The following is a 25,033-nucleotide window of genomic DNA, read 5'->3' as shown; positions in this document are numbered from 1 at the left end:
ATGCCGATGCCGATGCCGATGCCGATGCCGATGCTGACGCGGATGCTGACGCGGATGCTGATGCTGATGCTGATGCTGATGCCGACGCCGACGCCGACGCCGACGCCGACGCTGATGCTGATGCGGATGCTGATGCGGATGCGGATGCCGACGCGGATGCTGACGCTGACGCTGACGCTGACGCTGACGCTGACGCTGACGCTGATGCGGATGCCGACGCTGATGCCGACGCGGATGCTGATGCTGATGCCGATGCCGATGCCGATGCCGATGCCGATGCGGATGCGGATGCGGATGCTGACGCCGATGCCGATGCCGATGCCGATGCCGATGCCGATGCGGATGCGGATGCCGACGCCGATGCGGATGCTGATGCGGATGCGGATGCGGATGCCGATGCCGACGCTGACCTGGACGCCTACGATGATGTGGCCACTGCAGAGCTGACGCTTACACCGGTCACAACTCAGACCAGTCTCGCGAATATGAGCGTTCTGAGGCTGGCGGATATTCTTGGTATCCCGGTTGGCACACCTCCGGCGGTTCAGACTTTCACGGTGGCTAATGACACCGAGGGCACGCTGAACCTGACATTCAAACAGGCCGATGTACTTTCTCTGCTCAACGGTGGAGTTACCGTCAGGCTTGAGGTAAGTGACGGGGCCGGCGGTTGGAAACCAGTCCAGGAAGGTAGCAACGGGGCAGGATTGCTCGATTTGCTAGGGCTGTTAGGTTCCTCTACTACGGCGAAGGTCGAAGGCCTGGCGGCGGGTCAGTACCGTCTCACCATGGACATAAACCCTAGTCTGTTGGCCGTGCTCTCCGGTGCGTCCGCGGTGGTCAGTGTGACCAATGAAAGTCAGGTCGATTTCACAGCCACGGGTGGTGTAGTCGAAGGCAACGTAATCACCGATAACGGAGTCTCCGGTATACCGGACTCTACTGGTACTGGCGCAGATGCGACGGTTAATACGGTCAATGGTGAGGCTGTGAATGCCGATCCTGCTGTAGGAACAGTAGTGACCGGGTTGTACGGTGCGCTGACGATCTTCGCTGACGGCAGTTACACCTACACCTCAAATGGCAACCCTGCGGACATCGGGAAACTGGATGCCTTCGTGTATCAACTGACGACACCGGCGGGCGGCACGGCTACGGCTACGCTGTACGTGCGGACCGACAGTACTGACAGCACGGTGGTCTGGGATCCTGCCAATCCAACGGCCCCGGGTACTGGGGAGTTGCTGGCGACCGATGACATCGACACGGCGCAGGTTGATCTGGTTCTCCAGGTGATTAACAGTCCTTCTACGGCAACCAACTACACAGGGCCCGGTATAGGCGGCACTGTCACCGAGCATTTCGGGCAGACCGTGACGGTCGAGGCTGGAATGACGGCGGAGCTGTTTGTCAATCGCACTGGATCGTCTGCCACGACCACCATTGTCCTGCAGAAATTCAATGGTACGACCTGGGTTAACGAGCCTGGTCAAAGCACAACCGATGCGACACATACCTTCACCCTGGGTGCAGGTGATTATCGGTTGTCTTCGTCGACGGCCAAGGTACTGGTGGGGACCGCTGTAAGTGTTGTGCAGACGCTGGCCACCCATACGGGCGTGGAGATCACAGGACCGACAATTGCCGTAACAGGCAATGTTCTGGCAGCTGGTGATCACTCTGTTGCAGACAGCCAAGGTTCTTCGCTGACTGTACTGAGTGTGCTGGTCGACGGGGCCTACGTAGTACCGGGTCAAATCGGTACGGTGGTGCAGGGTGACTTTGGCACGCTGACAATTCAGGGCAACGGAGACTACAGCTACAAACCGACCGAGGGAGGAGCGTCGACAAACATCGGTCAAGTCGACAGCTTCAGTTACCAACTCACCACACCAAGTGGCCAGATGGACACTGCCACTCTGTATATCCGTATTGACTCTCCAGGCAGCGGCCTGGTCTGGGACGATGCTAATCCGGGCAACCCTGGCACTGATTCTCCAGGTTTTGCAGCAGCCTCGGTTGTGGATGATTCGTCACAGGCTAAGCTCACTGAAGTTGCCGACGGTACTGATCCGATTGCCACTCATGACACCGGCTTTGTTGCGGTACATGAAGCAGACGGTTCCGATACCCAGGTTTGGGAGGGTGGCGATGCGTCGATCAACTTGCACTTGCTGATCGGTAACGCCAGCAATGTCGAGAGCATTGACCTGAACGATTTCAGTGCTGTTGATCTGACGGTGAGTCTTGAAGATCTGGTAGCACTGACGTCAACCGGCACGGATAGATTGTTTATCCAGGGTGACGATGAAGACAGCGTTCAGCTGACGGGTAACTGGACAGTGGGCAGTACGCAACTGGAGAACGGGCAGGAGTACGTGGTGTACACCAGCCAGGAAGATGAGACCCATCAACTTTGGGTGCAAAGCGGTATCAACGTGGTTTAACCACGTTGTCGGCGGGGGAGCGTCAGGCCGCAAGGCCTGGCGTTTTCCCTTCATCCTTTCAACTCACAACTGTAACGATCCCGGCGGGGCACTTTGCCCCGCCCGGGCGTTGCATACCGAATTCGAGTAACGCTGTGAATGTCACTGAAGTTCAAACATCTGCATGGCGTGTAAGTGTTTCTCTTTTTGATCACAAGCCAAGTTGGAGTATTACTTGAAACCTAAGGATCGGTTCGGGTTCCTTTATATGGCTTTGTTGGCTATTGCCGTTCAGCCATTGACGATAGAACAGGCCGTAGCGCTGACACGTGACTATGAACCTGAAAGCATTAACATCATCAGCCCAAAAGATGTGGGCAAGAATTTACCGGGCGATTCGTTCGGCGCGAGCCAACCCGCAGCTCCCCGAAATGCAGTCCCCGACAACCTCGATCTACCGCGCGCGGTTCAACTGGCCGTGGCATGGCATCCCGCCATCTCGGAGTCGATCGGTCAGCTTTACCAGCAAAACGACTACGTCACCGTGGCTCGTGCTGGCTACTACCCGCAGATTCGGGCGGGACTCAACTCCGGGTATGACTCGGGGCTGACCGGTAACGGTCAAAGCCAGGCCTTTACCTTGTCGCTGTCGCAGATGCTGTATGACTTCGGCAAGGTGGACAGTGCGGTGAACAGCGCCGAGGCCAAACTCAGTGGTCGGCAGGCGTCAGTTTTGTTGGCCATTGACCAGGTGGCGCGCGATACCGCCTTTGCCGTGATCGAGTTGCAGCGTTATCAGGCGTTGCTGGTTATTTCCAAGGCGCAGGTAAAGGGCCTGACAGCCATCGCCGATCTGGCGCAAAAGCGTAGCGATATGGGGGCCAGCACCCGTTCTGACTTGATCCAGGCGCGCTCGCGGGTTGAGGCGGCCGTAGCCACTCAGCTGCAATACACGGCGCTCTATAACCGGTGGCGCAGCACCCTGAGTTCTTTGCTCGGGTCACAAACATCGGTCAGTGTTTCTAACGGTGTACCGCCTTCATTGAGCCAATCCTGCCAGGGGGTCAATGCTGATGAAGTGATGACGCCTTCGCTGTTGATCGCCCAGGCTCAACAGGTGGATGCCTTGGCGCAAATTGCCCTGGCCAAGGCCGAAGGGTTGCCGACCGTTTCGCTGGACCCGTCGGCTACCCAATACCTGGACAGTAACAATGACGATGGCACCCTCGGCGGTCGCGACCGCACGCGCTACGGTATTTATCTCAACGTTGAAATGCCGCTGTATCAGGGGGGAGCCATCAACGCCCGAAAATCGGCTGCCGGACAGGCTCTGCGCACTGCCCAGGCTGCCAATGATGCCGCTCGGCTGGCCGTGCGCCAGGGCCTGCTGGAGGCCAAGGATCAAACGTCGAGCCTCGAACAGCGGCTGACTACCCTGGATTTTCGTGAACGCAGCATTTCTGAAACCCGCGATTTGTATCGCCAGCAATACCTTGAGCTGGGTACGCGGCCGCTACTCGATTTGTTGAACGCCGAGCAGGAAATCCACCAGGCCGCCATGGATCGGGCCAACACCACCGCCGATCTGCACCGCCTGGAAATCGATTGCCTCTATAACAGCAGTGGATTGCGTACGGCGTTCAATCTGGATAGCAGCACGATCCAAGGCGTGGAGATTCAACCATGAATGACGCAGTGAACCTTGAAACCCCGAACGCCACCGAACCCCAGACTCTGGAAGATGTTCGCGCACTCAGTTACGAAGGCTGGCTGGAGGCGATATTACTTGTTGCCCGGCATCATCGCCTGGATTACTCGGCTCAGAATGTGCGTATTGCCACCCAGTGGAGCAAGGACGCAGATGTCGACGAAGTACTGCGTCAGATGGCGCGACAGGCCGGCATGAGCCTGAAGATCGTCGACTTTAGCCAGGATTTGCTGGTGAACAGGCGACTGCCGCTGGTGCTGCAGTTTGACGATGGCCAGATCGGCGTGCTGCAGGCCCTCAACGACGACGATGAACTGGGCATTGTCTACAGTGGCGACCAAGGCCTGCAAAGCCGCATCAGCCGTGCCCAGATACTTGCGTCTGCGCGCAAGGCGCTGATTCTGCGGCCCAGCCAGACGGCCAGGGATTCGCGGGTTGATGATTACGAAAAACCCTACGACAAGAGCTGGTTCAAAAACATCGTCTTGCGCGACATGCGTCCCTATGGCCATGTCATGTTGGCTTCCCTGGCGGCGAACGTCCTGGGCCTTGCCGGTGTGCTGTTTTCGATGCAGGTATACGACCGGGTAATTCCGGCCGAATCGATGCCGACCCTCTACGTGCTGTTCGGTGGGGTGATGCTGGCGTTGTTTTTCGATTTTGTGCTGCGGGTCATGCGTGTGCGCATCACCGACCTGTTGGGCAAGCGTGCGGACATACGGGTGTCTGATCTGGTATTCGGGCATGCCATTCGCCTGCGCAACAGCGCCCGGCCGAAATCGACCGGCTCGTTTATTTCGCAGTTGCGCGAGCTGGAGCAGCTACGTGAGCTGATTACCTCCAGCACTGCCAGCGCTTTGGCTGACCTGCCGTTTTTTCTGATGTTTGTGGTGATCTACTGGTTTATTGCCGGACCTTTGGTGGCAGTACCGCTGGGGGCCGTGTTGTTTATGGTGATCCCGGGCCTGCTGGCGCAGAAAAAACTGGCAGTGCTGGCTAACCAGTCCATGCGTGAGAGCGCGCTGCGCAGCGCCATGCTGGTGGAGACCGTGCAAGGCCTGGACGACATCAAGATGCTGCAGGCCGAACCGCGTTTTCAGCAGCAATGGAACCATTACAACGCCACTGCTGCCGAGGCCAGCCTTCGTTCGCGGATGCTCACCAACGGCCTGATGACCTGGACCCAGTGCGTGCAAGGGGGCGTTTTCGCGGTGGTGGTAGTCATCGGTGCACCGATGGTGATGCTGGGGGATATGACCACTGGTAGCCTGGTGGCCTCGTCAATTCTGGCTTCGCGAATGATGGGACCCTTGTCTCAGATCACTCTGGTGATGACGCGCTGGCAACAGGCCAAAGTGGCCCTGCAGGGTTTGCATCGGATCATGAAATTGCCGATCGATCAGGCCGAAGGCAGCAAACGTGTACACCTGCCCGTGGTGCGTGGCGCTTATGAATTCAAACAGGCAGTGTTCAAATATTCCGAAGAGGCACCCATGCCGGCCTTGACGGTCAAGGCATTGAAGATTGCTCCGGGTGAACGGATCGCAGTGCTTGGACGAAACGGTGCCGGCAAGTCAACGCTGCTGCAGGCGATGGCTGGCATGATCGACCTCAGCGCAGGTTCCCTGACGCTGGATGGTGTGGGACTCAGCCATATCGACCCGGCCGATATACGCCGCGACGTGGGCCTGTTGACCCAGAACTCGAGACTGTTTCACGGCACCTTGCGCGAAAACCTGACGATGGGTGCCCCGCACGCAGGCGACAAGGAAATCCTCGAAGCGCTGGCGCTGACGGGCGCACTGGAGTTTATCGGTAAGTTTGCGTTGGGCATGGACCATATGATTCTGGAGGGGGGGCTTGGCCTGTCCGGTGGCCAGCGCCAGTCGTTGCTGCTGTCGCGACTGATTATTCGCCAGCCGCAGATCGTGCTGCTGGATGAGCCTACTGCTGCACTGGACGATGCCAGCGAGCGCAAGCTGATTCAGAGCCTGGCGCAGTGGGGCGCGCAGCGCACGCTGATTATCGCGACACACCGTATGAATGTACTGAGTCTGGTGGACCGCATCATCGTCGTCGACAACGGCATGGTGGTGATCGATGACACCAAGGACAACGCGATTGCCCAACTTTCAAAACCCAAGAGTCAGCCGCAGTGAGCCAGCTGCCCCATGCAATTGACTGCGCGAAAGGATAGTTCAGATGTCCAATAAAACGAGTGCTTCGGGTTCGCAGCACCAGGGAGGCACTCCGATGGCGGGGGCTTCCCGAGGTACCGGTAGTCAGTCCGATGATGGCCTCGATGACGCAGTCGTCGTGCGCTCTACACGTATTGTCTGGTGCGTTGCCTTGATGCTGCTGGCGTTTGGTACGTGGGCTTATTTGTTTGAAATAGATGAGGTGTCGACAGGCACTGGCAAGGTCATCCCGTCGTCTCGCGAGCAGGTTATTCAGTCGCTGGAGGGCGGTATCGTTACCGAGCTGAATGTCGCCGAAGGTGACATCGTCAAGCAGGGAGAAGTGCTCGCCAGGCTCGACCCTACCAAAACCGAGTCCAACCTGGGTGAGAGTGCGGCCAAGTACCGTTCATCCCTAGCCAGTGTGGCGCGGTTGCAGGCGGAAGTGAGCGGCACAACCCTGACGTTTGACGAGGAACTCAAGGGTTATCCGGCGCTGATTGCAGCCGAAACAGATCTTTACAAGACCCGACGCAAGGGGCTTGAAGAGTCTCAGGCCGGAGTACGCGCCTCTCTGGGGCTGGTGCGCAGTGAACTGGAAATCACCGAGAACCTGGCCCGGGTCGGTGCGGCGAGTAACGTTGAGGTCTTGCGCCTGAAACGCCAGAAGTCCGAGCTTGAGCTCAAGCTTACCCAGTCGCGTTCCGAATACATGGTGCGCGCCGGCGAAGAACTGGCCAAGGCCAACTCCGATGTACAAACCCTGGCTTCGGTACTCAAGGGCCGCTCCGATTCGGTCACCCGGTTAACCTTGCGCTCACCGGTGCGCGGAATTGTGAAAGGCATTGAAGTCACCACCATCGGCGGCATCATCCCGCCCAATGGCCGGTTGATGCAGATCGTACCCATGGATGACCAGTTGTTGATCGAAGCCCGTATCTCACCCCGGGACATCGCGTTCATCCACCCGGACCAGGATGCCAAGGTCAAGATCACAGCCTATGACTACTCCATCTACGGCAGCATGGACGGGAAGGTGGTCACCATTTCACCCGATACCATTCAGGACGAAGTCAAACCCGAGGTCTTCTACTATCGCGTGTTTATCCGCACCAATGACAATGAACTTCACAACAAGGCCGGCAAGGCGTTTGCCATCGTACCGGGAATGATTGCCGCGGCAGACATCAAGACGGGCCGTAAAACCGTGCTCGATTATTTGATCAAACCCATGAACCGTGCGCGTGAAGCATTGCGCGAACGCTAGTCGGAGGTGGGCGATGGTTGTTTCGCGGTTACTGCTTTGCCTGGCAGTTCTGGCCTGCTCGCCGGCATGGGCGCTGGGCACGGATGACGTCCCGTTGCTGTGGAACACTGCGGCCAACCAGGCGTCCTGTGTCGACCCGGACTCGGCTTTGTGGGTCGAGTTTGCCAGCGGCAAGGCCTGTATCCGCTACTTCAGTTCTTCGCCGCTAGAGCATGCCCCGGTAGTGATCGTAATGTTTCATGGTGACCGGAACATCGAAATGCACCGCCCACCCGAAGCCATAGCGGGCAACACCCTCACGGCCAAAGACAAGCAGGCCGCCACGCTGACCCGGCGAGCCGGCGTGCCGGTGGTGATAGTGGCGCGTCCGGGCACCTACGGCTCCAGCGGTAACCACGGGCAGCGGCGTCAGGCCAGTGAGTTTCAGGCATTGGCGGTTGCGCTCGACCAATTGCGCAAGCGTTATGGCATCGGGCAGTTTGTGTTGCTGGGGCACAGCGGGGGGGCAACGGTGGTTGCATCTCTGTTGACACTGGGGCGTACGGACGTGAAATGCGCGGTCATGACGTCGGGCGCTTTCGGCTTGCTCGAGCGGGCCCGCATGATTCGTCAAACCAAAGGCCTGCCTGCCCGTGACGGGCGCGACACCAATGGTTTGTTCAACCCCTACGATCCCCTGGAGCATATCAGCGGCATTTCCAGGGTGGCTGCCCGGCCGCTGTATGTGATCGGCAATCCCGGCGATCAGGTTGCACCTTTTGAGTTGCAGAAAAAGTTTTACCAGGCGCTAAAAGATGCCGGGCACACGGCACGGTTGATCGAGGCACCGGCCATTGCGCCGGCTAACCATCAACTGCGCAACGACATTGCCCTCAAGACTGCTTCCGCCTGTGCCAGAAGCGGGCTTGCTGGCGATGCTTCCAGGAACGCTGCGTTCACACAGTGAAAACGCCCTTCATCGCCAGCAATTGAATGTCGAGCGCCGCGCTCGCGGGCCCTGCCAGTCAGGCCGTTGCAGACTGCCCGGTGCGCGTGAGCGATTCGACCAGTTCCGAGAGGCCGGTACCGCCCGAGCTTTTTACCAGCACCCAGTCCCCTGCACGAAACCAATGCGCAGCCTGCTCTGGCAGTTTGACCTGCAGCGCCTTGATGTCCTCAAACCACACAACACTCGACTGGTCGCGCAAGTGCATGTAAAGCGCATGCATCTGCGGCCCGCAAAGCACGGTGTGTCGAGGAGAGGCGGCGACAAGATATTCCGCCAGTTCAAGGTGATAGCGCGACGTATCCGGGCCGAGCTCAAGCATATCCCCCAGAACCGCAACCCGCTGATTGGCCGGGACGGGTAATTCGGCGAGCATCTTCAACGAGGCCACCATGGAGCCAGGGTTGGCATTGTAGGCATCGTTAATCAGATGGTAATCACCGTCTGCGCAGGGGATTTGCAGTGTATTGCCACGACCGGAAACGGCCTCGAATGTCTCCAGGGCACTCAGTGCTTCGGCTGTCGGCAGGCCCGCGGCTACCAGTGACGCCAGTACCGACAGGGCATTAAGCACCATGTGCCGACCGCGTGCGCGAAGGTTGAAGCGTACCGTCGTCCCCTGCAGGCTGGCAGTGATCTGAAAGTGTGACGGCATGCTCTTGCACTCGATCATCCGTAGATCGGCGTGTGGGTGTTCGCCATAGCTGAGCACCGTCAATTGCGCCCGCTCGGCTGCTTGAGCGAATACCTGGAAATAAGGCATATCGCGGTTCAGCACAGCGTGGCTGCCCGGCGCCATGGATCTGAAAATCGCACTTTTCTTGCGCGCCAGGTTCTCCAGGGTGCCGTGGTATTCCAGGTGCGCAGGCGACAGGCTGGTGACGACGGCGACGTGAGGCCGAACCAGATCCGAATTGATCGGCATCCTGCCCACGGCCATTTCCAGCACCCAGAATTGAGCCGGGTCGGTCATGCAGGCCATGTTCCAGGCGATGCCATGGGGCAGGTTGGCATTGCCGTCGGTTTGCGCCACGGTACCCAGTGTTTGCAAGGCATGGGTAAGCATGGCGACCACGGTGGTTTTGCCGGCACTGCCCGTGACCCCGAATACCTGGCCTGTAAATGCCTGCCGGGCGTAGCGCCCCAGTTGCAGCATGGCGTCAGCCGTGTCCGGGACTTGCAGCACAGGTAATCCGGCGTTCAGGTAGGGTGTCGGGTCGGAACAAATGAAAGCTGACGGGCGTTGTGCTATGTCAGCTTTGGCCCAGAGACGCGCCAGTCGTGCTTCATTGATCCCGATCTTGCTTTCAGGGCGGTTCAGCATGCGATGCGGTTTGAAGTAAGCCATGGATGGAGCCAGGCCTGTTGCTTGCCAACCGGCCTCGGGAGCTATTGCCCAGGAGCCGCCAGTGGCTTGTGCAACACTTTCTGCATCCCAGCGCCAGCCATTGGCCACCGGCAGCTCGTACTGGACTTGTGGTGCACCATCAAGCAGGTAGCGGTGGTACGCAATGAACCCGGAGAGGTAGTGCTCCACATCATCGATGCGCACCCGGAACGCGTGGTGGCGGATGAAAAACGAGCCGACGATGCGCTCAGGATTGCGAAAGAACATGGCAGTTTCCGGCCAGAAATACCCATTCAGTAAATGGCCGGCGCGGTAGTGCAGCGCGCGATAGAACTTGTCCAGATCGACTTCGTTGAGCAGATGGCGCAGCGACGGTTCCTGGCTGATTCGCTGCAGCATCTGCTGGGCGGCCATCATGAGCTCAAGCAAGGTCGGGAAGGTGGTGATGCGCAACAGGACAAAGTCCAGATAGTCCGTCACGTTGTTCAAGCCGAAACGGAAATACTTTTCTTCCGGACGGTGGCGCGTCAGCTCATTGACGCAGTAGCTCAACCAATGGTCATGCTCGCGCCAGTGTTCTTTGGCAATGAAATAATCGAAGGCTTTTTCCACCACATTCAGCCAGCGCTCGTCACCGCTCAAGCCATAAAGACGCATCAGCCCGAATGCGGCTTCACCGTCGTAATAGATGATCCGGAACGGGGCTTTGACGCTCAGATCCTTGGCATGCAAGACATGATTGAAGCCGCCCGTGAAGGGGTCTTGCATCCAGCTGATGCCATTGGCCAGGGCTGTCAGTAGCGGCAGATAGTCGCGGGTGCCGGTGACCTCGCTGAACTTGACCAGCGCCAGCAGGCAGACCGCATTGCCGCCCAGTTTGATCTCATCTCCCTCATCCACCAGGAACGCTGCCGCGCTGCCATCGGGCAAGGTGTAGTGCTTGATCAGCTGTTCGGTGAGATAGCCAAGGGAGCGACGTATTGATGCTTCAAGCGCATCATCTGCGGTCAGCTCCCAGGCCTCGATCATCGAATAGGTGGTGCTGGCGTGTCGCAGCGTGTTGTAGTTCTGGATCGTACGATCGAAGCACGGGAACTGGCCATAGATGAACTGCCCGCTGTCCTTGACCTGACGGCCGAGAAAATCCGAGGCTGTCGTTACCTTGTCCTTGATTTCGGCCGCGCTCAGTAACCCGCTGAGGCGTCGTCGGCCGACATCTGGCCCGCTGCTGCTCAGCGCATGGGCTTTGCCGTCTTCGGCACAAAACACAGCTTGAGTCTGGAACAGGTAAACCGGGGTTTGAGAGTCCGACTGTGCTTGCATGGCCGCGACTTGAGCGACTGAATGGCTAAAGCGTCTTTTCGCATAAATCAGATAATTGTTTATGTTGAACGAGGCAAGAGGAACGTTGGGGCCACCGTAAAGAATGGCGTTGGCGTTGATTTCCTGTTCGGTGATGGCGGTGACCAGGGCTGGGTCGAAGGCCATGCCGTATCTGAAGTAGTTACGTTTGTGGCGCTTGAGGCGTTCCTGAAATTGAGCCCACGACAGCGGCATGATGTTGACGGCGCGTTCAACCCTTAACCACTGGTGCTCCTGCGGCTGCTGTGCAAGGTTCAGCAGGCCGGCGCTCCACGCATTTTCAAACGTGTCGGCGCTGACGTGGAATACCCGGGCCCGCTGTGTACCGTCACTGATAGAAAAAAATAATGTACAAGGCTCGGCTGCAGCGCTGCGGTCACCGAGGTCTGCAGTGGATTCGCTTAACAATGCATGACAGGCCTGGAGTTGCTGTATCAAAGACATAATCAAATCCATTATCAACGTCAGATGACGACAGAGTGCTGACTGAAATAAAGTTATTTTGTCCTGCAGGACAGCGCTCTAGCGGGCAGGCGGACTATAAAATCACACAGGTCGGGCATCATATAACCCGCGTCCAGCATCCACTATTAATCATTTAGTTATAGATGAGGCAGCAACATAATACTTTAGGATTAGTCAAAGACTTAATACTAATTGATTATATGTGAGCTTACGTTGCTTGACTCTCCAGGTGGCAGGTTATTGGGCACCTCGAGAGTATTCAGATGATTCTTGATTAGCTTTCTAAGGATCTGCGAGACCGTGAGATCAGCCATCTCAGAGAGGGCCTCCAGTTTTTCCTTGGTTGGAGTATCAATCAATATGGTTAGCCGCGTAGATTTCTTGTTCATGTTAGATCCTTCAAGTCCCACCGCTGCAGTCTCGGGGTTGGCTTTCATCATCCTGATTAACGATGAGGTAAAAACGCTTTTTAAAACTTGTGAGTTACTTTAATTGATCAAATGAAAACTTTCCACTTAAGGATTTTCAAAAACAAGTCCTGAGCTGTGCTGAATCCTGGCCTCACCCTCCCGGCCAGCCATGCTCCGGATGACGCTTTTCTGTCATCGAATACGCCAGCCCGCACTAACCCGGGGTGGCGAACGGTTCCTCGTCGAGGCGGATCCGGTCGTGCCGTTCCTTGCCAAGGCCGCCGGGAAGCGAAAACCTGAGCAACTGCAAACCAGTCTGCACCTTCACCCGTTGCAGCACGGGTTCTGCCTGCGTCATCCGACGGCTGGCAAGTGCTCCAGAAGATTGTCGCCATGGCTCCATGCCCGCGCCCGGGGCTGTTCGCATCGATCGCGAAGACAGTGCCTGCATGGATATCCAGCCGCCGCTGGAGACAGTTGTTTTGGGCCAGGAATCCCGCATCAATTATTCTGGCCTTCGTGATACAGGAACACGCGGTCGTTACTTTATTGACAACACTCATCCTCTTGGCACAGGCGCCAGTTATCTGGATCGATCGATTGAAGCCACAACTAAAAACGAAGACCTGCTTCAAGAGCCCGCAAATAGTTTTCAAAGTACAGGGCTCTTCGGGGGCGAGGGTATCGATCAATAACTTGAACAATATTTGTATATGGCGCCTGCTAATAGTTGCCTTGCCATCATGCTCGGCCCGCTCTAATGAGTAGTTATAGGGGGGCTGAAGTTTATTATAAACTTGCCAGCTTAAAGGCTTGGAGGAACAGCTCTATTATGTGCATCTCTAGAACTCACGTTTCTCCGGGTGATCGCAGATGCCGGAAAAAGAAATATATGAATTATCGCGACTGTCTTTTATTCGGGCAACAAAGGCAGGCATCAATCAGGTTGATTTCTTTCACCGCCGGCAGTTGCACGCCACAAGCGATCCGGCACTTTATTGTGTAATAATTGGTATAGCCCACTTGACCGGCAATACGGGTTGAGTTGTTTTTGGCACGAGGATTACACCGTCAGGGAGTCGACATGCTTTATACCAACGCACTGAAGCAATTGGATATGCAGGACATTTCGATTGTTTTGTTGCTGATTGAAAACCGCAGCGCCAAGCGGGTCTCGGAAATACTCAACTTGAGTCAGTCGAGCATCAGTTACAGCCTGAAAAAACTGCGCAATTGTTTCGACGACAAATTATTTGAAAGCTGCGAAGGCGCCATGCAGCCCACCGCGCGGGTATTGGCTATGCAGCCTTACCTGCAAAATATTGTCCAGTGCATTAACCAGTGCGCCAAAGAGGGGGTTGCCCAGACATCGGCGACCCGGCAGTGGAACATCACTGCCCCCGAGTATTTCGAAATATTGATGCTGCCCGCGCTCTTGCAGTCAGTCCGTTCGGCAGGGCGTAACTGGTCATTGGGTGTGAGCCGCCTGGGTGAAGATTTACCGATCAATGGGGTACTGGAAGGGGAGACCGATGTATGTTTCGGTTTCGGCGCGGGCTATCACCAGCGTCATCCGCTTTTGGACTATCGAAGCATCAGTGAAGATTCTTTTGTGTGCTTATCCAGTGTGCAAAAGCATCAGCCGAAAACGACACTGAATATTGATGAATTCTGTGAAACACCCCAGGTATTTCCAACGCCATGGTTATCGGAAAAAAACATGGTGGATGATTGGCTGGGCAAGCAGGCACGCAGCAGAAAAATAGTTACCCGCGCCAATTCCTACCACGCCGGGGTCAATATTTTATTGTCGGTTCCGTCACTGATCGCGATTCCGAAAAAAATATTGCCGACGTTGCCCATACCGCCGCAGATAAAAATTCTTAACCCCCCTGCAGGTTTTCCGACCTTTACGCTGGATATGATCTGGCGCAAAAAAAGAAATATCCATAGCGACTTTCACCAACTGGAAGCTCTGATCGGGGAAATAAAAATATAAATCGCCCATGCCGACCCAGGACCTGTAGCTGCCGGCTCCCGGATCAGATTCAAGCTATGCAAAGTAGCCGGCATGCCGCAAGGTGATGCGCGGCCAGGAATTGAAAAGGAACATTCAGTTCTGTTGTTGGCCCGAGTCTCGTTCCTTTACTGAGGCGTATGCATGTTTAAGCATCTTCTGAATCCCACCCGCACCGGTGCGGTTTTTTTACTCTCGTGCCTGGCAGCTTCCATAGCCTGCGCAGCCGACAAAACCACTTACCCCGATGCCGCCGCCAGTGATCCCAAGACCATGGGCTGGATGGTCGGCGCGCCACCACCGGCCGATCGTATCGTGCGTTTTGCCGATGGCAGTTATTTCAATTTTCCGGCAATGCGCTGGAGCGTTTCCAACTTCCGCCAACTGATGCCTACCACCAATGTATCCCGTGGCCTGGGAGCACCGGTGCCGCTGGCGCGGGCGTTGCGCAGTGATATCGACAAGCTGACCTTTGTGCCCCTGGGCAGCCAACAGCCAATGACCTGGGAACAGTCCCTGGCGGCCAATTACACCGATGGCATCGTGGTACTGCATCGCGGGCAAGTGGTCTACGAGCGTTACTTCGGTGTGCTCAACCCCGAGGGTCAGCACGGCGCCATGTCGGTCACCAAATCGGTGGTCGGGACCATGGGTGCCATGCTGGTGGCCGATGGCACTCTGGATGCCAATAAAAAAGTCGCGGACTATGTTCCGGAACTGGCCACATCTGCTTTTGGCAACGCCACCCTGCGCCAGGTGCTGGACATGACCACCGGGCTTAAATACAGCGAAGACTATGCCGACCCGAATGCTGAAGTCTGGCAACACTCGGCAGCGGGCAGCCCACTGCCAAAACCCAAGGACTACACCGGCCCGCGCACGTATATGGAGTTTTTGCTGACCGTCAAACCGCTGGGCGAACACGGCCAGGCCTTTGCTTATAAAACCGTCAATACCGATGTCCTGGGCTGGGTAATTGCCCGGGTGACAGGGCGTAACGTTGCGCAACTGATGTCTGAAAGAATCTGGCAACGCCTGGGTGCTGAACAGGATGCCTACTTCACCGTCGACTCCATCGGTACTCCATTTGCTGGCGGCGGGTTGAACACCGGGTTGCGTGATCTGGCGCGGTTTGGCGAGATGATCCGCAATGATGGCCAGTACCTGGGCCAGCAGATTGTGCCCAAGGCCGTGGTCGATGATATCCGTGCCGGTGGTGATAAAGCCGCCTTCGCCAAGGCCGGTTATGACCTGCTCAAGGGCGGCAGCTATCGCAACATGTGGTGGGTCACCCATAACCCGGACGGTGCCTTTATGGCGCGTGGGGTATACGGCCAGCGGATCTATATCGATCCCAAAGCCGAGATGGTGATCGTACGTTATGCCTCCAATCCGATCGCCGGCAATGCGGCCAACGATCCGGTAACCATTCCGGCATTTGAAGCCCTGGCCAAGCAGTTGATCGCACACCCGGAGTAACGCTACGAGCGGTCTTTATAGAAAGATGAAGATCGCCTCCGGCCGACAGAAGTTTCACTGATTTTGTTTTATCGTAACTAGATATTTCAAAATATGGAGCTTCCATGCGTGTCGATTTAGATGCCGAGGAGGGCGGTCTTGAGTCTTTGTCTCGTTTTCAAAGTGCCTCTGCTCAGTCTCGTCAGCTTTTTCAATTAGGGGTCGTACTGGCGGCTTTGGCATTGATGGCGTGGGCAGTGGCTTTTTTTATCAGCCTGTTTTCGTCAGAGTCTTTATGGCCGGTATTGCTCAACAACAATGCGGCGGCGTTGCTGGTTCTGGCGGCAGGTGCGCAATCCGCGTTCTGGGTCGCCAGTTGGCGCAATAGCGCATTACACCCCGTACCACCCGAGGCCATTGAGGCTCAACCCGACGAAGAGTTGAGTGCCTACGAGCGCTTTTGCCAGGGCCTGAGCCGCGAGTCGTACCGCTTGATAGTCAATATCGGTGCGCCTGCGCTGTGGCTGGCAGGCCTCGGCGGGTTGGCATGGTGGAGTGTGCAACACACCTGGAACCTTGGATTGCCGGGTGTTGCCCTGGGTACTTGGGGCAGTATCGCGGCAGGTTGTGCGGTGCTATTGGCATTTGCCCTGTTGGTGCTGGAACGCTACCTGGCACAACAAAAACCCGCACAATGGCCTGAGGCCCGGTCTTTGGCGCCGCTGGTGCGGGTACCGATCATCACCTTTTTGCTCAGTGCGCTGTGTTTGCTGTTCAGCAGCGCCGAGGCCCTGTGGCCGGCGCGATTCGCGGTATTGATCGGCCTGTTGCCTGCGGCGGTTGCGATTGAACTGATGTTGCGGGCAGTGGCGGCATTGTTCAGTCCGCGGCGTGACAAGCTTGAGCCGCGCATGATTGCGCAAAGTTTTATCGCCGGCATGCTGCGCTGGCCGCCGCAACCATTGCTGGCCCTGCAGCATGAATTGCACAACCGGTTTGGCATCGATCTGCGCCAGATCTGGGCGTTCACCTACATGCGCAAAGCATTCTTACCGGTATTGGCCCTGGTGGTTGTCGTCGGTTGGGTGCTGAGTGGCGTGAATGAAATCCCCCTGCAGGGGCGTGGGATCTATGAGCGCTTTGGCAAGCCGGTGGCCGTATTGGCACCGGGCCTGCACGCCGGTTTGCCCTGGCCGCTGGGCCGGGTGCTGGCGGTGGAAAACGGCGTCGTGCATGAACTGGCCACCGCTACCGAATCGGCTGGCGAGCCAGTACTGACTCCCGCAGACGGGGCGCCGCCGGTCACGGCCAACCGGTTGTGGGATGCCACCCATGTCAATGACAAGTCCCAGGTCATTGCCAGCGACAACCACGATAAACAGGGCTTTCAGATCGTCAACATGGACGTGCGTTTCGTGTACCGCATTGGTTTGAGCGACCAGGCGGCGATTGCCGCCACCTATCACAGCGACGATGTGCCGACCTTGATCCGCAGTACTGCCAGCCGAATTCTGGTGCATGACTTTGCCTCGCGCACCCTGGACGGCGTGCTTGGCGAGCAACGCATCGCACTGGCCGCCGACATCGGGCGTGCAGTGCAAAAGGATCTGGATACCCTCGACAGCGGGGTGGAAATTCTCGCCACCGTGGTTGAGGCAATCCATCCGCCTGCCGGTGCCGCCAACGCTTATCACGGGGTACAGGCCGCGCAAATCAGCGCGCAGGCCCTGATTGCCCGCGAACGCGGGGCGGCCAGTGAGCAAAGCAACGTTGCGCAAATGCTTGCCAGCGCCGCTCTGGATCAGGCCCATGCCAGCGCCCACGAAGTGAATGCCACGGCACAGACTGCCGACCTGCGTTTTGATGCTGAACAAAAAGCCTATGCCCGTGCCGGACACGCCTTTGTCCTGGAGCAGTACCTGGGCCAGTTGAGCACGGGCCTGAACAACGCAAAATTGCTGATCCTCGACCATCGCTTTGGGGGCAGCAGCACGCCGACCCTCGATCTGCGTTCTTTCACGCTGCCGGCCGATCCTGTCGCGCCGCGTAAAGCTGTTCAGTAAGGAGCCCTCTTTTGACTCAGTCACATTCACCCGAGCAACACGATCACAGCGGCCATCACCATGGCTGTTCACATCATGGCCATCATCATGGCGCGGGCCATGAACCGGGCCCGTTTCCGTGGCGGCGCATGGGTTGGGCGACATTGCTGGTGCTGTTTGCCGTAGCCGCGGCAAGTCTGGTGCAAGTGCGATCCGGCGAAGCGACGGTAATCACCCGCTTTGGCAACCCGGCGCGGGTGCTGCTCGAACCCGGGCTAGGCTGGCGCTGGCCGGCTCCGTTTGAAATCAGCGTGCCGGTGGATTTACGTCTGCGCACTACCTCCAGCGGCTTGCAGGACGTTGGCACCCGGGATGGTCTGCGGATTATCGTTCAGGCCTATGTGGCCTGGCAGGTACAGCCCGATACCGAAAACGTGCAGCGTTTTATGCGTGCAGTGCAGAATCAGCCAGACGAAGCGGCCCGGCAAATCCGTACGTTTGTGGGCTCGGCGCTGGAAACCACCGCCGCCAGTTTTGATCTCTCAAGCCTGGTGAATACGGATGCCAGCCAAGTCAAAATCGCCGATTTTGAAGCGCAGTTGCGCCAGCAGATCGAACAGCAATTGCTCAGTACCTACGGGGTTCGCGTGCTCCAGGTAGGTGTCGAGCGGTTGACACTGCCCTCGGTCACGCTCACCGCTACGGTTGACCGGATGCGCGCCGAGCGCGAAACCATCGCCACAGAACGTACCGCGGCAGGCAAGCGTGAAGCGGCGCAAATCCGTTCCGCCGCCGAGCGTGATGCGCGGATTCTGCAAGCGGATGCCAGTGTTAAAGCAGCCGCTATCGAGGCCCAGTCGCGGGTGGAAGCAGCGCAGATTTATGGCCGGGCTTATGCCAGCTCGCCGCAGCTGTACAACTTGCTGCGTTCGCTCGATACCTTGGGAACCATGGTTAATCCGGGCACAAAAATTATTTTGCGCACCGACGCCGCTCCCTTCCGGGTGCTGGTGGATGGCCCGCCGACCCTGGACCCCAAGGCTGGATCGACGCCATGAGCCAGACACCTGATGAGATTCCGGGGCGCAGCAGCCCGTGGCAGCAGGCCGGGCGCCTGGCTTTTCTGGGGCTGTACGCGGTCACTGTGTTTGCAGCCATCGCCTGGGGCGTTTCCAACGTACGCCAGATCGATCCGCAAAATCGTGCGGTGGTGTTACGCATGGGCGCACTGGACCGGATTCAAAATGCCGGGCTGCTGCTGGCCTGGCCAAGGCCTTTCGAACAAGTGGTCATCGTGCCTGCGGCAGATCGGGTGAGCGAGCGCCGCATCGAAAACCTGTTGCGCTCGGATGTGGCGCTGCAGGCCGATCGCGTGGCCTCGTTTGCCACACCGATCAATGATGCCCTGGCTGGCTCCGGGTATTTATTGACCGGCGACGCAGGGGTGGTGCAACTGGATGTGCGGGTGTTTTACAACGTCACCCAACCCTATGGGTTTGTGCTGCAGGGCGAACACGTTTTGCCGGCGCTGGACCGATTGGTGACCCGCAGCGCGGTAGCCCTTACTGCGGCGCGGGACCTGGACACTATTCTGGTGGCGCGCCCTGAGCTGATCGGCAGTGACAGCCAGGCCGCAGAAAGACGCGAGCGTTTGCGCGGCGATTTGGTCCAGGGCATCAACCAGCAACTCGCGGCATTGAGTGCCACCGGGCAGGGGCTGGGACTGGAAGTGGTACGGGTTGATGTGCAATCGAGTTTGCCGGGCCCTGCGGTGAATGCGTTCAACGCGGTACTGACGGCCAGCCAACAAGCGCAAAAGGCCGTGGCCAATGCCCGCAACGATGCCGCCAAACTTTCCCAGGCCGCGACCCAGCAAGCCGACCGCACCGTCGAGCAAGCCCGGGCTCAAGCCAGTGAGCGCTTGGCCAAGGCGCAGGCCGACACGTCGGCCATTGCCAGTCTGGCCAAGGTGCAACAGGCCGGGAGTGATCCGGGTTTGCTGTTACGTCTGTACCGCGAGCGCTTGCCGAACATTCTGGGGCAGGCGGGTTCTGTCACCAGCGTTGACCCGAAAGATGATTCCCGTCTGATTATTCAGGGAGCCGGACAATGAGTACCTCTGCCACACAGCCCGCCGTCGGTATGCTGACCAGCGCTGAACAACGCAGCGCCGCCCGCCAGCTCACTCTGGCCATGCTGGCGCTGGGTCTGTTGGGGCTGGGCCTGGTCTGGCGCTGGTTCATGCCACTGCAAGTCGGTACCAGTCAGTTGCTGCTGGGGTTTGCATCGCTGCTGGTCGCGGTGCCGGTCATGCGTTCGGCGTGGTACAGCCTGCGCTATCCGAGCCTGCACGGGATCACCGATCAGCTGATTGCACTGGCGATGCTCGGTGCATGGGCCACCGGCGATTTGCTGACTGCGGCATTGCTGCCGATCATCATGATTTTTGGCCACGTACTCGAAGAGCGCAGTGTCATCGGCTCCCAGGAAGCGATTCACGCCCTGGGCAAATTAACCCGCAGCCAGGCGCGTTTATTTCAAGCAGACGGCAGTTTGCAGGAAGTCGACAACGCCAGTCTGAAGCGCGGCGATCAGGTTGAAGTGCGCGCCGGTGACCGGGTCCCGGCCGATGGCGTGGTGCTGTCGGGCCAGGCCAGTCTGGACACCGCTTCGATTACCGGTGAGTCAGTACCCCTGGAAGTGAGCGCGGGGATGCCGATCTTTGGCGGGGCGATCAACCTGGATGGGTTGTTACGGGTAGAGGTCACGCGAACCGGCGATGAATCGACCCTGGGCAAAGTGATCGCTCTGATGCAAAACGCCGAGCGCTCGAAACCGCCCATCACCCGGTTGCTGGAGCGGTATGCCGGTGGCTACATGGTGTTGGTGTTGATGATCGCGGCGGTCACATGGTTTATCACCAACGATGCACAAGCGATGCTCGCCGTGCTGGTCGCGGCGTGTCCCTGCGCTTTGGTGTTGTCGGCACCGGCGACGGCCATTGCCGGGATTGCGGTGGCGGCGCGCCACGGGATATTGATCCGCAGCTCGGCGTTTCTTGAAGAGCTGGCCGACCTCACGTCGCTGGTGGTGGATAAGACCGGCACCCTGACGTACGGCACCTTGCGCCTGCAAACCATTGAATCTGATCTGACCGGGCACCAGCCTCTGCTGCAACTTGCCGCCAGTTTGGGCGCGGCCAGCAGTCATCCGGTAAGCCGGGCGCTGGCCGGGTTGGTGAGTCACGAGCAGATGCTGGCGCTAACCGAGGTTCGTGAGCGCCAGGGGTTGGGCGTTGTCGCCAGTACCGGGCAGGGTGAGGCTGCGTTGGGGCGCCCCGAGTTGTTCAAGCAATTGGGCATCGTCACTACCCCGGTACCCGGGCACGACGGACCCATTGCCGGCCTGTCCCTGGGCGGGGAATTTCTGGGCTGGTTGTTGCTCGCCGACAGCGTCAAGCCTGAGGCCCGGCAAGCCTTGAGCGAGTTGCGTGAGCTGGGGCTCGGGCGCCAGGTGTTGCTGACCGGTGACCGTCAGAGTGTCGCAGAGCATTTGGCCCGGGTGGTGGGCATCAGCGAGGTTCAGGCCCAGGCTTTGCCTGAAGATAAATTGACCCGGGTGTTGAGTGAAATCGAGCGGGGCTTTCGTCCGATGGTGGTGGGCGATGGCATCAACGATTCACTGGCACTCAAGGCTGGTGTGGTGGGTGTGGCCATGGGCGCGGGCGGCGCCGACATCGCTCTGGCCTCATCCGACATTGTGCTGATTGGCAGTGATTTACGGCGCCTGGGCACGTGCGTGCGGTTGAGCCGTGCATGCCGGCACACCCTGCAGGTCAATGTGGTCATAGGTCTGGGCTGGACCCTGGCCATCGTCGCCGCTGCCGCGTTTGGTTGGCTGGGCGTGGCGGGGGCAATGATTGCCGCGCTGTTGCATAACCTCAGTACGTTGTTGGTATTGGGCAATGCAGGGCGATTGTTGAGGTTCCACGAGCCTTTGCAGGCATTGGTCGATGAGCGTTGAAATATTTCGGGTGGCCGCTGTAACAAGTTTGCCCGGTGGATCTCTAGTGGTACGTCGCAGCTGACATTGTGTTTGCCCGACGTACCATGACGCTCATCGAGGATACAAAAATGACTATCAAATCCGCAGCGGCGGGTGCCGCTCTTGCTCTTGCCGCCGCCTCCCTGTTTGCCGGTGTTGCCACTCAAGTGTCAGCCGCCGATGCGCAAGTGCATTGCTATGGTGTGACCTCGTGCAAAGGCATGAACGATTGTAAAACCGCCGACAATGCCTGCAAGGGGCAGGGTGCCTGCAAAGGCCAGGGCTTCAAGGCCATGACTCAATCAGCGTGTATGGAAGCAGGTGGCACGGTCGGAAAATAATCCAACAGCCATGTGCCCGCGGCAGTACTGATGGTTGCTGCGGGTACTTCAGCGAGAATGCCGTGATGCAAAAAAACCTTCCCCGCCCGGGCTACGGCCTCGGATTACGCAGTGAGTACTATCAACCGATACTTGAACAGTCGCCGGCGGTGGACTGGTTCGAAATAATTTCCGAAAACTATATGGTCGAGGGTGGCAAAGCGCTGTTTTATCTCGAGGCGATTGCCGAGCAATACCCTGTGGTCATGCACGGTGTATCGCTATCGATCGGCGGCCCACATGGGTTGGACTTCGAGTATTTACGCCAGCTCAAAAAGCTCGCCGAACGGGTGCAGCCGGTCTGGATTTCAGATCATTTGTGCTGGAGCCGGGGCAATGCGCATCAGCTCCATGACTTGCTGCCTTTGCCCTATACCGAAGAAAGTCTGCATTACATCGCCGGGCGAGTACGCCAGGTTCAGGATTTTTTGGGCCGGCCGTTGATCCTGGAAAATGTCTCCAGTTACGTGCGTTCGAGTGCTGATGAATTTACCGAGTGGGCATTTCTTGACGCTCTGACTCAACTCAGCGGCTGCGAGTTATTGCTGGACGTGAACAACGTGTATGTCAGCGCGCGCAACCATGGCTTTGATCCCAGGGAATTTATCAGCAGCTTGCCCGCTGAAAAAATCCGCCAGTTGCATCTGGCCGGCCACAGTGATTATGGCGACTACGTGATCGATACCCATGATCAGCCCATAAGCGACCCGGTCTGGGCGCTGTATCAAAAAACCCTGGAGCGCCTGGGCCCGGTTGCGACTTTAATTGAGCGCGATGACCATTACCCGCCCTTTGAAACCTTGATGGCCGAGCTGATCAAGGCTCGCCAATTGGGGCAACAGGTTGTAGAGCGAAGATCGCTATGCGCCTGAATGAATGGCAACTGGCGTTTGAAAATTACCTGCTGAGTGATGCCGTAGAGGCGCCTTCGTCATGGGTGACCAGCTTGCAGGGGGGGCCGACGCTGGACGTATCCGGCGGGCTGGCGATTTATCACAATGCTTATCGCGGGCGATTGCTTGAAGCCCTGCGGGGCGACTATCCGGCGCTGTTGTATTGGGTTGGCGACGCGGAGTTCGAGCAATGGGCGGTTGCTTACATCCGGCAGTGTCCTTCTGCGCATTTCAGCCTGCGCTGGTTCGGTGCAGGTTTCGCCGGGTTTTTATCGGGGTATCTGGATCAACAACAGGCAGCACCTCTGGTTGAAATGGCGACTCTGGAATGGGCCTTCACCCTGGCCTTCGATGCACCCTCCCGGCAGCCTCTAACCTGTGAAGAGATGACTGCTTTGCCCGCGAGTGCCTGGCCCGATTTACAGGTTGAGCTGGTCCCGAGTGCGCAGTGGGTAGAGTGCCGGTTCAACACGTTGATGCTCTGGCAGGCGTACAAAGCCGGTGAATCTTTTGTGCCCAGCGAGCGGATTGAAGCCATGGAAGTGTGTCTGATCTGGCGCGCCGGGCAGGTCTGTCAATATCGCAGCCTCGGCGTTGAAGAGGCCAGTGCTTTGCAAGGCATGAACCGCGGGTGGTCATTTGCCCAACTGTGCTCAGCACTCGAAGTCACCCATGAAGAAGGGGCGGCACTGCAGGCCGTGACCTGGTTCAAGGATTGGTTGAGCTTGGGGTTTCTAAACCGTCGCACGCTCTAGCTTCAACCTTCTGGCCCATGGGGCTGAAAGTTTCTGTTAATCAACTACCCTGTAATCTTACGTCTGAAATGTAGGAGGATTACAGATGCTCGCGCAACTTCCACCGGCCTTACAGAAACTTCAGCTTCCATTACGCCTAAGGCTTTGGGACGGTCACGAGTTCAGTTTTGGCCCGACGCCCAGCGTTACGATTGTGGTCAAGGATCCGGCTCTGGTGGCTGAGTTTACTCACCCGAGTCTTGATCTTTTGGGGAGTGCATTTGTTGAAGGACGACTCGAACTGGAGGGGTCCATCAGTGAAGTCATACGGGTGTGTGATGAATTGAGTCAGGCGCTTATCGAGGAAGAAGATACGGCGCCATCTCGTGTTCACCACGACAAAGCCACAGACGCTGCATCCATTTCCTATCACTACGATCTATCCAACGACTTCTACCAGCTGTGGCTTGACCGTGACATGGCCTATTCCTGTGGCTATTTCGAAACCGGTGAAGAGAGCCTGGACGAAGCACAGCAAGCCAAGTTCCGGCTGCTGTGTCGCAAGTTGCGGCTAAAGCCTGGCGAATACTTGCTCGATGTTGGCTGTGGTTGGGGTGGTCTGGCGCGATTTGCCGCCCGTGAGTTCGGGGTCAAGGTGTTTGGCATTACCCTGAGCAAAGAGCAATTGAAGCTGGCACGAGAACGGGTCAACGCCGAAGGCCTGCAAGATAAAGTCGACCTGCAACTGCTGGATTATCGGGATCTGCCACAGGATGGCCGGTTCGACAAAATTGTCAGTGTCGGGATGTTTGAACACGTAGGGCATGCCAACCTGCGAGAGTATTGCGAGATTCTGTCCAAAGCCGTACGTGAAGGTGGCCTGGTGATGAACCACGGGATTACCGCCAAACACACGGATGGACGACCTGTCGGCCGTGGAGCCGGGGATTTTATCGAGCGCTACGTATTTCCCAATGGCGAGCTGCCGCACCTGTCAATGATGACTGCCGAGATCAGTGAGGCCGGGCTGGAAGTGGTCGATGTTGAAAGCCTGCGCCTGCATTACGCGCGCACGCTGGAGCATTGGAGTCAGCGCCTGGAGAGCAATCTTGAAGTAGCAGCAAATATGGTTCCTGAGCAAATCTTGCGTATCTGGCGCCTGTATCTTGCGGGCTGTGCCTACGCCTTTGCCCATGGCTGGATCAACATAGACCAGATACTGGCGACCAAACCCCGTGCGGATGGCTCGCTGGAATTGCCACCTACCCGTGCGGATATTTATCGCTAAGAGTCTTCGCCGGGCGAAAAGGCCGTGCC

At 57.8% G+C, this 25,033-nt stretch carries 19 protein-coding genes; 17 read left to right on the top strand and 2 right to left on the bottom strand.

Annotation, left to right across the window (positions count from 1 at the left end):
- The 6 genes from WG29040_RS24455 to WG29040_RS23075 form a co-directional block, all read left to right on the top strand.
- Window positions 1-447 (top strand): hypothetical protein (locus WG29040_RS24455; protein WP_218565509.1); only part of this gene is annotated, 447 nt, incomplete at its 5' end.
- 38 nt (window positions 448-485) lie between these two features.
- On the top strand, window positions 486-2,447 hold the full coding sequence (locus tag WG29040_RS23095; protein ID WP_127196949.1) for a BapA/Bap/LapF family large adhesin: 1,962 nt from the start codon (window positions 486-488) through the stop codon (window positions 2,445-2,447).
- 247 nt (window positions 2,448-2,694) lie between these two features.
- A complete protein-coding gene (locus tag WG29040_RS23090; RefSeq protein ID WP_127196948.1) occupies window positions 2,695-4,113 on the top strand; it encodes a TolC family outer membrane protein in 1,419 nt (472 codons plus the stop codon).
- A complete protein-coding gene (locus WG29040_RS23085; protein WP_127196947.1) occupies window positions 4,110-6,293 on the top strand; it encodes a type I secretion system permease/ATPase in 2,184 nt (727 codons plus the stop codon). The genes WG29040_RS23090 and WG29040_RS23085 overlap by 4 nt, the downstream gene beginning before the upstream one ends.
- A 94-nt stretch (window positions 6,294-6,387) precedes the next feature.
- Window positions 6,388-7,578, top strand: a complete 1,191-nt coding sequence (locus tag WG29040_RS23080) for an HlyD family efflux transporter periplasmic adaptor subunit (RefSeq protein WP_003438031.1) — start codon at window positions 6,388-6,390, stop codon at window positions 7,576-7,578.
- Window positions 7,579-7,591: 13 nt separating this feature from the next.
- Window positions 7,592-8,524, top strand: a complete 933-nt coding sequence (locus tag WG29040_RS23075) for a S9 family peptidase (RefSeq protein ID WP_003438033.1) — start codon at window positions 7,592-7,594, stop codon at window positions 8,522-8,524.
- A 58-nt stretch (window positions 8,525-8,582) separates the two neighbouring features.
- On the opposite strand, the gene murF is transcribed toward WG29040_RS23075, so the two are convergent.
- Together murF and WG29040_RS24610 are read right to left on the bottom strand one after the other, a co-directional pair.
- The gene (gene murF / locus WG29040_RS23070; protein WP_127196946.1) at window positions 8,583-11,717 is read right to left on the bottom strand and encodes a UDP-N-acetylmuramoyl-tripeptide--D-alanyl-D-alanine ligase; all 3,135 of its coding nucleotides are present in this window, start codon (window positions 11,715-11,717) and stop codon (window positions 8,583-8,585) included.
- 209 nt (window positions 11,718-11,926) lie between these two features.
- Window positions 11,927-12,127, bottom strand: a complete 201-nt coding sequence (locus WG29040_RS24610) for a ribbon-helix-helix protein, CopG family (protein WP_029612854.1) — start codon at window positions 12,125-12,127, stop codon at window positions 11,927-11,929.
- Window positions 12,128-12,597: 470 nt separating this feature from the next.
- On the opposite strand from WG29040_RS24610, the gene WG29040_RS23060 reads away from it, so the two are divergent.
- The 11 genes from WG29040_RS23060 (at window position 12,598) to cfaB (ending at window position 25,004) form a co-directional block, all read left to right on the top strand.
- A complete protein-coding gene (locus WG29040_RS23060) occupies window positions 12,598-12,843 on the top strand; it encodes a hypothetical protein (RefSeq protein ID WP_127196945.1) in 246 nt (81 codons plus the stop codon).
- 389 nt (window positions 12,844-13,232) lie between these two features.
- Complete coding sequence (locus tag WG29040_RS23055; RefSeq protein ID WP_003438040.1) at window positions 13,233-14,147, top strand: LysR family transcriptional regulator; 915 nt, start codon at window positions 13,233-13,235, stop codon at window positions 14,145-14,147.
- Between the two features lie 162 nt (window positions 14,148-14,309).
- Complete coding sequence (locus WG29040_RS23050; RefSeq protein ID WP_127196944.1) at window positions 14,310-15,644, top strand: serine hydrolase; 1,335 nt, start codon at window positions 14,310-14,312, stop codon at window positions 15,642-15,644.
- A gap of 104 nt (window positions 15,645-15,748) precedes the next feature.
- Window positions 15,749-17,686: a protease modulator HflK gene (gene hflK / locus WG29040_RS23045; RefSeq protein WP_127196943.1), complete on the top strand. Its 1,938-nt coding sequence runs from the start codon at window positions 15,749-15,751 to the stop codon at window positions 17,684-17,686.
- A gap of 11 nt (window positions 17,687-17,697) precedes the next feature.
- Window positions 17,698-18,723, top strand: coding sequence for a protease modulator HflC (hflC, locus tag WG29040_RS23040; protein WP_127196942.1), 1,026 nt, complete (start codon window positions 17,698-17,700; stop codon window positions 18,721-18,723).
- Entirely contained in the window at window positions 18,720-19,778 is a 1,059-nt protein-coding gene (gene hflK / locus WG29040_RS23035) for a protease modulator HflK (RefSeq protein ID WP_127196941.1), read from the top strand. The genes hflC and hflK (WG29040_RS23035) overlap by 4 nt, the downstream gene beginning before the upstream one ends.
- Entirely contained in the window at window positions 19,775-21,688 is a 1,914-nt protein-coding gene (locus WG29040_RS23030; protein ID WP_127196940.1) for a cation-translocating P-type ATPase, read from the top strand. The genes hflK (WG29040_RS23035) and WG29040_RS23030 overlap by 4 nt, the downstream gene beginning before the upstream one ends.
- A 110-nt stretch (window positions 21,689-21,798) precedes the next feature.
- Window positions 21,799-22,050 carry a hypothetical protein gene (locus WG29040_RS23025; protein WP_003438056.1) on the top strand — a complete coding sequence of 84 codons (252 nt, stop codon included), beginning with the start codon at window positions 21,799-21,801 and terminating at the stop codon, window positions 22,048-22,050.
- A 65-nt stretch (window positions 22,051-22,115) separates the two neighbouring features.
- Complete coding sequence (locus WG29040_RS23020; RefSeq protein WP_127196939.1) at window positions 22,116-22,961, top strand: DUF692 domain-containing protein; 846 nt, start codon at window positions 22,116-22,118, stop codon at window positions 22,959-22,961.
- On the top strand, window positions 22,952-23,737 hold the full coding sequence (locus tag WG29040_RS23015; RefSeq protein WP_127196938.1) for a DNA-binding domain-containing protein: 786 nt from the start codon (window positions 22,952-22,954) through the stop codon (window positions 23,735-23,737). Before WG29040_RS23020 ends, WG29040_RS23015 begins: the two co-directional genes overlap by 10 nt.
- Window positions 23,738-23,822: 85 nt before the next feature.
- A complete protein-coding gene (gene cfaB / locus WG29040_RS23010) occupies window positions 23,823-25,004 on the top strand; it encodes a C17 cyclopropane fatty acid synthase CfaB (protein WP_127196937.1) in 1,182 nt (393 codons plus the stop codon).
- Window positions 25,005-25,033 lie beyond the last annotated feature (29 nt).

This window comes from Pseudomonas sp. PAMC 29040 (assembly GCF_003994535.1).
In the GTDB taxonomy this organism is placed as follows: Bacteria; Pseudomonadota; Gammaproteobacteria; order Pseudomonadales; family Pseudomonadaceae; genus Aquipseudomonas; species Aquipseudomonas paraversuta.
Note: the sequence above shows the minus strand (reverse complement) of the source record. Positions and strands in the feature narration are given on the sequence as shown.

What these genes read in the sequence shown, in the direction of transcription:
- WG29040_RS23015 (WP_127196938.1), top strand. Translation starts at nt 22,952, where the DNA reads ATGCGCCTGAATGAATGGCAACTGGCGTTTGAAAATTACCTGCTGAGT.
- WG29040_RS23075 (WP_003438033.1), top strand. Translation starts at nt 7,592, where the DNA reads ATGGTTGTTTCGCGGTTACTGCTTTGCCTGGCAGTTCTGGCCTGCTCG.
- WG29040_RS23060 (WP_127196945.1), top strand. Translation starts at nt 12,598, where the DNA reads ATGGATATCCAGCCGCCGCTGGAGACAGTTGTTTTGGGCCAGGAATCC.
- WG29040_RS23020 (WP_127196939.1), top strand. Translation starts at nt 22,116, where the DNA reads ATGCAAAAAAACCTTCCCCGCCCGGGCTACGGCCTCGGATTACGCAGT.
- WG29040_RS23025 (WP_003438056.1), top strand. Translation starts at nt 21,799, where the DNA reads ATGACTATCAAATCCGCAGCGGCGGGTGCCGCTCTTGCTCTTGCCGCC.
- WG29040_RS23055 (WP_003438040.1), top strand. Translation starts at nt 13,233, where the DNA reads ATGCTTTATACCAACGCACTGAAGCAATTGGATATGCAGGACATTTCG.
- murF (WP_127196946.1), bottom strand. Translation starts at nt 11,717, where the DNA reads ATGTCTTTGATACAGCAACTCCAGGCCTGTCATGCATTGTTAAGCGAA.
- WG29040_RS23090 (WP_127196948.1), top strand. Translation starts at nt 2,695, where the DNA reads ATGGCTTTGTTGGCTATTGCCGTTCAGCCATTGACGATAGAACAGGCC.
- WG29040_RS23085 (WP_127196947.1), top strand. Translation starts at nt 4,110, where the DNA reads ATGAATGACGCAGTGAACCTTGAAACCCCGAACGCCACCGAACCCCAG.
- cfaB (WP_127196937.1), top strand. Translation starts at nt 23,823, where the DNA reads ATGCTCGCGCAACTTCCACCGGCCTTACAGAAACTTCAGCTTCCATTA.
- WG29040_RS23050 (WP_127196944.1), top strand. Translation starts at nt 14,310, where the DNA reads ATGTTTAAGCATCTTCTGAATCCCACCCGCACCGGTGCGGTTTTTTTA.
- WG29040_RS23095 (WP_127196949.1), top strand. Translation starts at nt 486, where the DNA reads ATGAGCGTTCTGAGGCTGGCGGATATTCTTGGTATCCCGGTTGGCACA.
- WG29040_RS24610 (WP_029612854.1), bottom strand. Translation starts at nt 12,127, where the DNA reads ATGAACAAGAAATCTACGCGGCTAACCATATTGATTGATACTCCAACC.
- WG29040_RS23080 (WP_003438031.1), top strand. Translation starts at nt 6,388, where the DNA reads ATGGCGGGGGCTTCCCGAGGTACCGGTAGTCAGTCCGATGATGGCCTC.
- hflK (WP_127196941.1), top strand. Translation starts at nt 18,720, where the DNA reads ATGAGCCAGACACCTGATGAGATTCCGGGGCGCAGCAGCCCGTGGCAG.
- hflK (WP_127196943.1), top strand. Translation starts at nt 15,749, where the DNA reads ATGCGTGTCGATTTAGATGCCGAGGAGGGCGGTCTTGAGTCTTTGTCT.
- WG29040_RS23030 (WP_127196940.1), top strand. Translation starts at nt 19,775, where the DNA reads ATGAGTACCTCTGCCACACAGCCCGCCGTCGGTATGCTGACCAGCGCT.